This is a genomic window from Streptomyces durbertensis, assembly GCF_014156695.1.
Classification (GTDB): Bacteria; Actinomycetota; Actinomycetes; order Streptomycetales; family Streptomycetaceae; genus Streptomyces; species Streptomyces durbertensis.
In genome coordinates this window covers 1-7,985 of the sequence record NZ_WMLF01000240.1, presented here as the reverse complement: position 1 = coordinate 7,985, position 7,985 = coordinate 1, and the positions used below count along the sequence as shown (strand labels likewise).

Below are 7,985 nucleotides of genomic sequence, written 5' to 3'. Positions count from 1 at the left end.
GTCGACCACCGCCCCGCGCCGGAGCCGCGCCCCTCCGCCGTTCTGGCGGCGCCCGCCGTTCTCGACACACCCGCCACACCCGCCGCTCCGGCCACACCCGCCGCTCCGGTCGAGCCGGGCCCGGAAGCGTCCCCGGCCGAGGACCCCGCCGCCTCGCTCCCCCGCCGGCGGCGCCGCCGCCCGGTGGCACCGGACCAGACGGACCGGGCGGCCCGGACGGACCACGCGGCCCGGACGGACCTGGCGGACCGGGCGGCGGAGTACGACGGCGCGGCGGAAGCCGGAAGCCCCGAGGACACCCGCGAGACCTGGACCGCCTTCCAGTCCGGCACCGCGTCCGGCCGGGCGGCAGCCGAGCACGACCCCGCGAACGGAGCAGCAGAATGACCGTCCACAAGCGTCCCGTGAACCCGCTGAACCGGGACATGTCCTGGGTGCTGGAACCGCTGCTGGTCCTGCCCGGCGTGGTCCACGCCCTGGTCCTGTCGTCCGACGGCATGGTGCAGGGCGCCTCGCCCGGGCTCAGCCGGGAGGCGAGCGAGGGCGCGTCCGCGATGATGTCGGCCCTGCAGGGCGCGGGGCGCGCGGTCGCGGCGTCGTTCTCCGGCGACGAGGAGACCAAGCTGCGCCAGGTGGTGGTGGAGACCGACGCCGGCTTTGTGTTCGCGATACCGGCGGGGGCGCACAGCGTCCTCGCGGTGTTCGCCAACCGGAGCGTGGCCATCGGCGTGGTCGCCCACCACATGCAGATCCAGGTCGCCACGCTGGGCCGGAAGGTGATGGACCCCGAGCCCCGCGTGCCGGACGCCCAGCCGTGAGCGGCCGCCGTTCCGAACGACGGCTGGTCCCGGCTTACATGGCGACCGGCGGCCGGGCCGTGCCGAGTCGCAACACCTTCGACCGGCTGACGCTGCTCAGCGCGGCCGGCGGCCCGTTGCCGGGGCGGCCGACGCCGGCCCAGCGCCGACTCGCCGAACTCGTCGGCGGGGGGCCGCTGTCGCTCGCCGAGGCGGCGGCGTACCTGGCCCTGCCGGTGAGCGTGGTGCGGGTGCTGGTGGCCGACCTCGTCGACCTCGGCGTCCTGCACGCCCGCGCTCCCGTGCCGAGGGCCGAGCAGCACGACCAGCGACTCCTGGAGAGGGTGCTCAGTGGACTCCGCGCCATCCGATAACGCCGCCACCTACCTCGGCAGCAACACACAGACCCTGGTGAAGGTCCTGGTGGCCGGGCCGTTCGGGGTCGGCAAGACGACCTTCATCCGCGCCCTGTCGGAGACCGCGCCGCTGCACACCGAGGAGACGATGACCCAGGCGAGCGCCTCGGTCGACAGCCTGCTCGGCGTCCGCGACAAGGTCACCACCACGGTCGCCATGGACTTCGGCCGCCGCACCCTCACCGACGACCTGGTGCTCTACCTGTTCGGGACGCCCGGTCAGCGGCGCTTCAAACCGCTGTGGGAGGACGTCTCGCGGGGCGCGCTCGGCGCGCTGGTCCTGGTGGACACGCGCCGGCTGGGCGACTCCTTCGAGGTCATCGACATGATCGAGGAGAGCGGCATGCCGTACGCGGTCGCCGTGAACACCTTCGACGACGCGCCCCGGCACGAGCCGGAGGTGCTGCGGGACCATCTCGACCTCGACCCGCGCACCCCGCTGGTGACCTGCGACGCCCGCGACGCGGTCTCGGCCGTGGACGCGCTGATCGCCCTGGTCACCCATCTGCTCGCGGACCCCCCGGACGGTGCCCCCGACGGGTCGGTGCCAGCAGCCGGCAGCGAGGTCGGACGCGGCACCGCGACCGCCGGGGAGGGTGGCCGATGACGTACTACACCCCGCAGGCCGTCCCGCTGTACGGGCCGGACTACGCCGCCGACCCGCACGCCGTGTACGACCGGCTGCGGCAGTACGGGCCGGTCGCGCCGGTCGAGATCTCCCCGGGCGTGACCGCCTACCTGGTCATCGGCTACCGCGCGGCGCTGGACCTGCTGCGGGACACCGAGACCTGGTCGAAGGACTCCCGGGCCTGGCAGCAGACCGTGCCACCGGACTGCCCGGTGCTGCCCATGCTGGGCTGGCGGCCGAACGTCCTGTTCAACGACGGCGAGGTGCACGCCAGGTACCGCTCGGTGATCACCGACGGGTTCTCCCTCGTCGAGCCGCACGAACTGCGCAGGCGGACCATCCGGGCGGCGGACGAGCTCATCCGGGAGTTCGCCGGCGCCGGCGAGGCGGACCTGGTGAGCCAGTACGCGCGGCCGCTGCCGCTGGTGCTGTTCAACGCGCTGTTCGGGATGCCGGAGCACGACAGCCCGCGGCTGGTCGCCGCGCTCGCCGGCATGATGGAGGCGCGGGGCCCCGAGGAGGCGACGGCCGCCGGGGCCGAGTTCGAGCGGTACGTGCTCGAACTCGTCGCCCTCAAACAGCGGCAGCGCGGCGACGACCTGGCGAGCTGGTTCATGGAGCACCCGGCCGGTCTGGAACCGGAGGAGGTCGTCCACCAGATCGTGCTCACCATGGGCGCCGGCCACGAGCCGACCTCGAACCTCGTCTCCAACGCGCTCTCCCGGATGCTCTCCAACCCCGACTACTACGGCTCGCTGACCGGCGGCGCGTTGACCGCGCTGGACGCGGTCAACGACGTGCTGCGGCACGAGCCGCCGATGGCGAACTACTCGGCGCACTTCCCCCGGCACAACGTGCGCTTCCACGGCACCTGGATCCACGCCAACCAGCTGGTGCTGGTCTCCTACGCCGCCGCCAACACCGCCCCGGACGGCCTGCCGCCCGGTGTGGACCGGGCGGACGGCGGGGCTCATCTGGCGTGGTCCGCCGGGCCGCACTCCTGCCCGGTGAAGCAGCCGGCGCTGCTGATCGCGACCACCGCGATCGAGCGGCTGACCGGCCATCTGTGCGACCTCGAACTGACCGTGCCGCGCGAGCGGCTGAGTTGGCGACCGGGCCCGTTCCACCGGGCGCTCGCCCAACTCCCGGCCCGATTCAGTCCTATCAGCCCCGACCAGGCAGGAGTCACCCCGTGGAGCAACGCGAGCCCGTCGTCCTCGACCCCGCAGGACAGGACCCGTTCGCCGAGGCCGCCCGTTTCCGAGCCGACGGCCCGGCCGTCCGCGTGACGCTGCCGGGCGACGTCACCGCCTGGTACGTCACCCGCCACGAGGTGCTGCGCGACCTGCTCGTGGACGACCGCGTGTCCAAGGACCCGAACCAGCACTGGCCCGAGTGGATCAACGGCCGGCACCGGGACGGCTGGTTGCGCAACTGGATCGGCGTGACCAACATGCTCACCGCGTACGGCCCGGACCACCGCAGGCTGCGCAAGCTGGTGTCCCCCGCCTTCACCGCCCGCCGCACCGCGGCGATGCGGCCGCGGGTGGAGCGCATCACCCGGGAGCTGCTGGACGACCTCGCCGCGGCCCCGCCCGGCGAGACCGTGGACCTGCGCGGCCGGTACGCCCACCCGCTGCCGATGCGTGTGATCTGCGAGCTGTTCGGCGTGCCTGAGGAGCACCGCCCGGAGGTGGCCCGGGTGATCGACCGGCTGATGGACACCACCATCACCCCGGCGGAGGCGATGGCCACCTACCAGGACGTCCAGAAGGCGCTCGGCGCGCTGATCGAACTCAAGCGGAGCTCCCCCGCGGACGACATGACCAGCGTGCTGGTGGCCGGCCGTGACGAGGACGACGCGTCACTCGGTGAACAGGAGCTGCTGGACACCCTGCTGCTCATCATCGGCGCGGGCCACGAGACGACCGTGAACCTGATCGGCAACGCCGTGCACGCCCTGCTCACCCACCCCGAGCAGCTCGCGCTGCTGCGCTCCGGCAAGGTCGGCTGGAACGACGTCATCGAGGAGACGCTGCGCTGGGCGCCGAGCATCAGCGCGCTGCCGATGCGGTTCGCGGTCGCCGACATCCCGCTGGAGGACGGCACGGTGATCCGGGCGGGCGACCCCATCCTGACCACGTACGGCGCGGCGGGCCACGACCCGGCCAAGCACGGCGCCGATGCCGACCGCTTCGACGCGAGCAGGGCGACCACCGAGCACCTGGCCTTCGGCCACGGCGTCCACCACTGCCTGGGGGCGCCGCTGGCCCGGATGGAGGCCGCCATCGCGCTGCCCGCGCTGTTCGAGCGCTTCCCGGACCTGGCGCTGGCCCGGGAGGCGTCCGAACTCCGGCACGTCGACTCGTTCATCGCGCACGGCTTCGCCGAACTGCCGGTGCGCCTCACGGCCTGAGGCGGCACCCGGCGGGCAGGCGCGCCCTGCCCGCCGGGCCCCGTCGGTCTGTCGGGCCCGTCGCTACCGGCCGCGCCCGTCAGTACCAGGGGGTGCGGGAGCGCACCGTCGTGCCGCAGACGAGCGCGGCCCGGGAGACGCGGCCGTTCAGGTTGTTTCCGACCTGCGGTCGAAACCCCGTTTGACGCTCCGATCATGACAGAGGGTGACGGCCGGATTCGCCCCAGAATTCCGCAATGACCGGAAATCGGGGGCGCGTACCGGCGTGCGCGAGGTGTCGACAGCCCTCCGGCGCTGCTCAGCGACTACCAAGAGTGAGTGCCCCGGCATGCGCCCCCCTGGCGGGAAACTCTCGGTCAGCGAAGAACGACGGGAGCCGGCCCGTGTCCGCCGCCTGCTCAGAGCGGTGGGACGGGCCGGCTCCCGCCGGGTGGTGCCTCAGGGGGCCGGTCCTGGGTCGCCCCGGTGGGGGCTGGGGGATGCTCGGCGCCCTGAGGGGCTCGCTGGGGCCCTGCGGTCGTGCTACGGGGCCGGCATGAACTCCGTGCCGGAGACGGTGTTGGTCTCCCGCAGGAGGTCACGGGTGAGGCGGTTGGCCTCCTTGACCTTGTCGGTCATCATCTTGATCTTGATCTTGCCGTGCTTGCCGAGGCTGCCGCCGACCTCGTGGGTCGTGTCCTCGGCCGGCAGCGGAAGCGCCTGGCAGCCGGTGAACTTCTTCCGCGGCTGCTGGCCGGTGAGGAAGTACGTCTCCACCGGGTCGTCGACGCAGGTCGTGCCGTAGGGGAACAGGCCGTGGCTGCCCTCGTTGTCCACGCTGACCAGCGCGGCGCCCGGGAGCTTCTTGGCGGAGGTCAGCCCGCCCTCGTACGCGGTGGCCGCGTCCAGCTCGGACTGGAGCACCATCACCTTCGGGAACGTCCTGGTGTGCGGCTTGGGCATCCGGTTGGCGGTCGGCCAGTAGGCGCACAGCGGGACCCGGTTGAACGGCGACATCAGCGGGGCCTTGCGCTGCTGGTCCTTCAGCCACCACTGCCAGTAGTTCATGTTCTGGCTCCACTGGCCGTCCTGGCAGCGGATGGCCTCGAACGTGGCGTCGAAGGTCGCGGTCTGCCCGGCGGTCGCGGACTCCTGCTTCCGCAGCGAGCGCAGCTCCTCCAGCACACCGGCCTTGGCGTCCTTCACGAACTCCCGCTGGTGCTTGTCGAGTTCACCGGTCTCGATGATGAGACGGGCCAGCTCCTCGACCCGGTCGGTCTCCGAACCGGTCTGCGGGATGCCGGACTTGGCGATGACGGCCACGGCCGACGCGGCGGACGGGTACTTCGTGGTGTCGTACATCGCCGGCAGGATGAGCTGCGCCATGTAGAGCTGGCCGATGAACTCGCGTGTGCCGCCCGCGCGTTCGAAGTACTCGCGGATCTTCATAGGGTCGGTGCCGAGGCCGTACTCGGCGTCCTTGCGGGCCACATACGGCAGCAGCGCCTCCTGGAACTGCCGGTCGCGGCTGCGCGGCTGGAGGTCCCAGGTCAGCTGGAGGGAGCCGGTCGTCACGTCGGTGGCCGAGTCGAGCAGGAAGCGGTGCGACCTGCTCGGGAACGTCGCCGCGTACCAGGTGCCCAGCCAGGTGCCGTACGAGTAGCCGATGTAGCTGGTCTTCTTCTCGCCGAACAGGACGCGGATCAGGTCCATGTCGTAGGCGGTCTGCTCGGTGGTGATGTACGGGGCGAGGCCGCCCTCGACGCACCCCTTGACCTTGGCCCGGTTGACGGCGTCGACGTCCTGCGGGTCGGCCGGCACCTCGTAGGTGCACTTGAGCGGGGTGCTCAGACCGACGCCGCGCGGGTCGAAGCCGACGAAGTCGTAGGACTCCGCGAGCTTCGGCGCGCGTTCGGCCATCGCCGCGCCCCACGGCAGGCCGCTGCCGCCGGGACCGCCCGGGTTGACCAGGGCTATGCCCTGCCGTTTGTCCGGGTTGCTGGTCTGCGTGCGCGAGACGCGCACGTCGATGGTCTTGCCGTTGCGCACGTCGTGCCAGTCGAGCGGGACCTTCACCGTGGCGCAGGCCAGGCCCTTGACCTTCAGAAGCCGCTCCTCGGTCGCCGGCGCGACACTGGGGAAGCGGCAGGCCTCCCAGTCCAGCTTCTGCTTCGCGAGCGTGCCGGCGAGCTTCGCCACGTCCGGCTCCTTGAACCGGTGCTTGGCCGCGGCGGCCTGGGCGGCGGCGGTCTGGGCGGCGTCGGAGGCGGCGGGCGCCGCGGAGGCCGGGGCGGTCAGCAGCGGCGTCGCGAGCACGGCCGCGGCGAGCGTGGCCGCGCCCAGCGCCCGTGCGGGCTTGCTGCGCCCGACGTTTCTGGCAGAGGTCACGTGGGGTCCTTCCAGGCGGGGGGTGGCGACGGTCCTACCGGGGGTGGACCAGAAGGCGTTGCGACACCTTCACCGGCCGCGCCACCAGCGGAGAAGCCCTCGACACTGGCGGGATCCCGTCATGACGGGTTTCCGACACGCGGCCGTCACCGGGAGTACCGGCGCCGGTACCGCACGGCGGGAGAAACAGGACAAGCGGCGCCCGCCGCCGGAACGCCGTGCCCGAACGCGGCGGTCACGGCCCGGTCGTCACGGCGCGCTCGTCACAGCCAGCCGCGGCGGGCCGCCTGGACGCCGAGCTGGAAACGGGTCCGGGCGCCGAGGAGTTCCTGGAGGCGGCTGATCCGCCGGTGCACCGTGCGTTCGCTCACCTTCAGGTCCCTGGCTATCGCCTCGTCCGTCGAGCCGGCGGACAGCAGGGCGAGCAACCGCTGGGTCTCGGGCGTCGGTTCGGAGGCCACCGCGCCCGCGCCCCGACCGCCGGACGCGCCGCCGGAGGGGCCGCCGGCGCCGGCCGCGCCGACCGGCACGGCCAGCCGCCAGAACGCCTCGAAGAGTTCGATGATGGCGTCCAGCAGCATCGACGGGTGCACAAGCAGCGCCATGACTCCGTTGCCCTCCCGTCCCGGTACCGAGATCAGCGCCCGGTCGGAGTCCGCGATGGCCAGTTTCATGGGCACCCCGGGGAAGACCCGGGCCACCTCGCCGGCCCGGACCGAGGACCGCAGCGAGCGCAGCCCGACCTCGGTCTGCAGGTACTCCGACTCGTACACGATGTGATACCGCACCCCGCGCCGCATGCCGGCGACCTGCCACTCGTTGGGGCCGATGTCGTCCGGTTTGAGTATCGAGCCGCGCTCGAAACCCCGGATGGACCGCTGGGCGCCGTCCTGCATCGCGCCGAAGGTGCGCACGACGTCCTCGGCGGTGTCCAGCACCTCCGCGAACCGGGCGCCGGAGCCGGTGCGCTCGGCGAAGAGCCCGGCGAGCCGGTCGGCGCTCTCCCGGGCCCGCAGCGCCTCCAACTCCCGTTCCGCCGCCCACGCCTCCAGCGCGAGGCGGGGTGAGAGCGGGACGACCCGGCCGTCCGCCTCGACGCGGACCAGGCCCAGCTCCTCAAGGCGCCGCACACGGCCGTCCGAGGCGGCGTCAGCCGTACTCAACACGGCTCCGGACAGCAGTTCGCGGTAGAGCGACTCGGTCTCGGACGTGAGGCCGTGGCCGGGCGGTCGAGCTGGTCTAGACATTGGTCGTTTCCCCCACGGAACACCAGACGTCCGACGTTCCTATCATCTCCGCCCGTTCCTGCCAGTGACGTGCGTGACAGGGGGCGGCCCCGAACGGGTATCAGTCCCCAACCC

General features: G+C 72.6%; 7 protein-coding genes and 1 pseudogene. 6 read left to right on the top strand and 2 right to left on the bottom strand.

Annotated features, from left to right (window positions below; translation table 11 throughout):
• The 6 genes and pseudogenes from GL263_RS16470 to GL263_RS16445 all read left to right on the top strand — a co-directional run.
• Window positions 1–387, top strand: a pseudogene (locus tag GL263_RS16470) (ATP-binding protein); the annotation flags it as partial.
• The gene (locus tag GL263_RS16465; RefSeq protein ID WP_182856480.1) at window positions 384–818 is read left to right on the top strand and encodes a roadblock/LC7 domain-containing protein; all 435 of its coding nucleotides are present in this window, start codon (window positions 384–386) and stop codon (window positions 816–818) included. The pseudogene GL263_RS16470 and the gene GL263_RS16465, both read left to right, overlap by 4 nt.
• A gap of 38 nt (window positions 819–856) precedes the next feature.
• Window positions 857–1,171, top strand: coding sequence for a DUF742 domain-containing protein (locus GL263_RS16460; RefSeq protein WP_194377618.1), 315 nt, complete (start codon window positions 857–859; stop codon window positions 1,169–1,171).
• Window positions 1,149–1,820 carry a GTP-binding protein gene (locus tag GL263_RS16455; protein ID WP_182856478.1) on the top strand — a complete coding sequence of 224 codons (672 nt, stop codon included), beginning with the start codon at window positions 1,149–1,151 and terminating at the stop codon, window positions 1,818–1,820. The genes GL263_RS16460 and GL263_RS16455 overlap by 23 nt, the downstream gene beginning before the upstream one ends.
• Window positions 1,817–3,130, top strand: coding sequence for a cytochrome P450 (locus GL263_RS28430; RefSeq protein WP_182856477.1), 1,314 nt, complete (start codon window positions 1,817–1,819; stop codon window positions 3,128–3,130). Before GL263_RS16455 ends, GL263_RS28430 begins: the two co-directional genes overlap by 4 nt.
• On the top strand, window positions 3,034–4,257 hold the full coding sequence (locus GL263_RS16445) for a cytochrome P450 family protein (protein WP_182856476.1): 1,224 nt from the start codon (window positions 3,034–3,036) through the stop codon (window positions 4,255–4,257). Before GL263_RS28430 ends, GL263_RS16445 begins: the two co-directional genes overlap by 97 nt.
• Window positions 4,258–4,779: 522 nt before the next feature.
• Here GL263_RS16445 and GL263_RS16440 read toward each other — a convergent pair.
• On the bottom strand, window positions 4,780–6,624 hold the full coding sequence (locus GL263_RS16440; RefSeq protein ID WP_323379432.1) for an alpha/beta hydrolase: 1,845 nt from the start codon (window positions 6,622–6,624) through the stop codon (window positions 4,780–4,782).
• 263 nt (window positions 6,625–6,887) lie between these two features.
• The gene (locus tag GL263_RS16435) at window positions 6,888–7,871 is read right to left on the bottom strand and encodes a helix-turn-helix transcriptional regulator (protein ID WP_182856475.1); all 984 of its coding nucleotides are present in this window, start codon (window positions 7,869–7,871) and stop codon (window positions 6,888–6,890) included.
• Window positions 7,872–7,985: the final 114 nt, after the last annotated feature.

Coding starts and splice junctions, on each gene's coding strand:
- GL263_RS16465 (WP_182856480.1), top strand. CDS start 384: ATGACCGTCCACAAGCGTCCCGTGAACCCGCTGAACCGGGACATGTCC.
- GL263_RS16460 (WP_194377618.1), top strand. CDS start 857: ATGGCGACCGGCGGCCGGGCCGTGCCGAGTCGCAACACCTTCGACCGG.
- GL263_RS28430 (WP_182856477.1), top strand. CDS start 1,817: ATGACGTACTACACCCCGCAGGCCGTCCCGCTGTACGGGCCGGACTAC.
- GL263_RS16435 (WP_182856475.1), bottom strand. CDS start 7,871: ATGTCTAGACCAGCTCGACCGCCCGGCCACGGCCTCACGTCCGAGACC.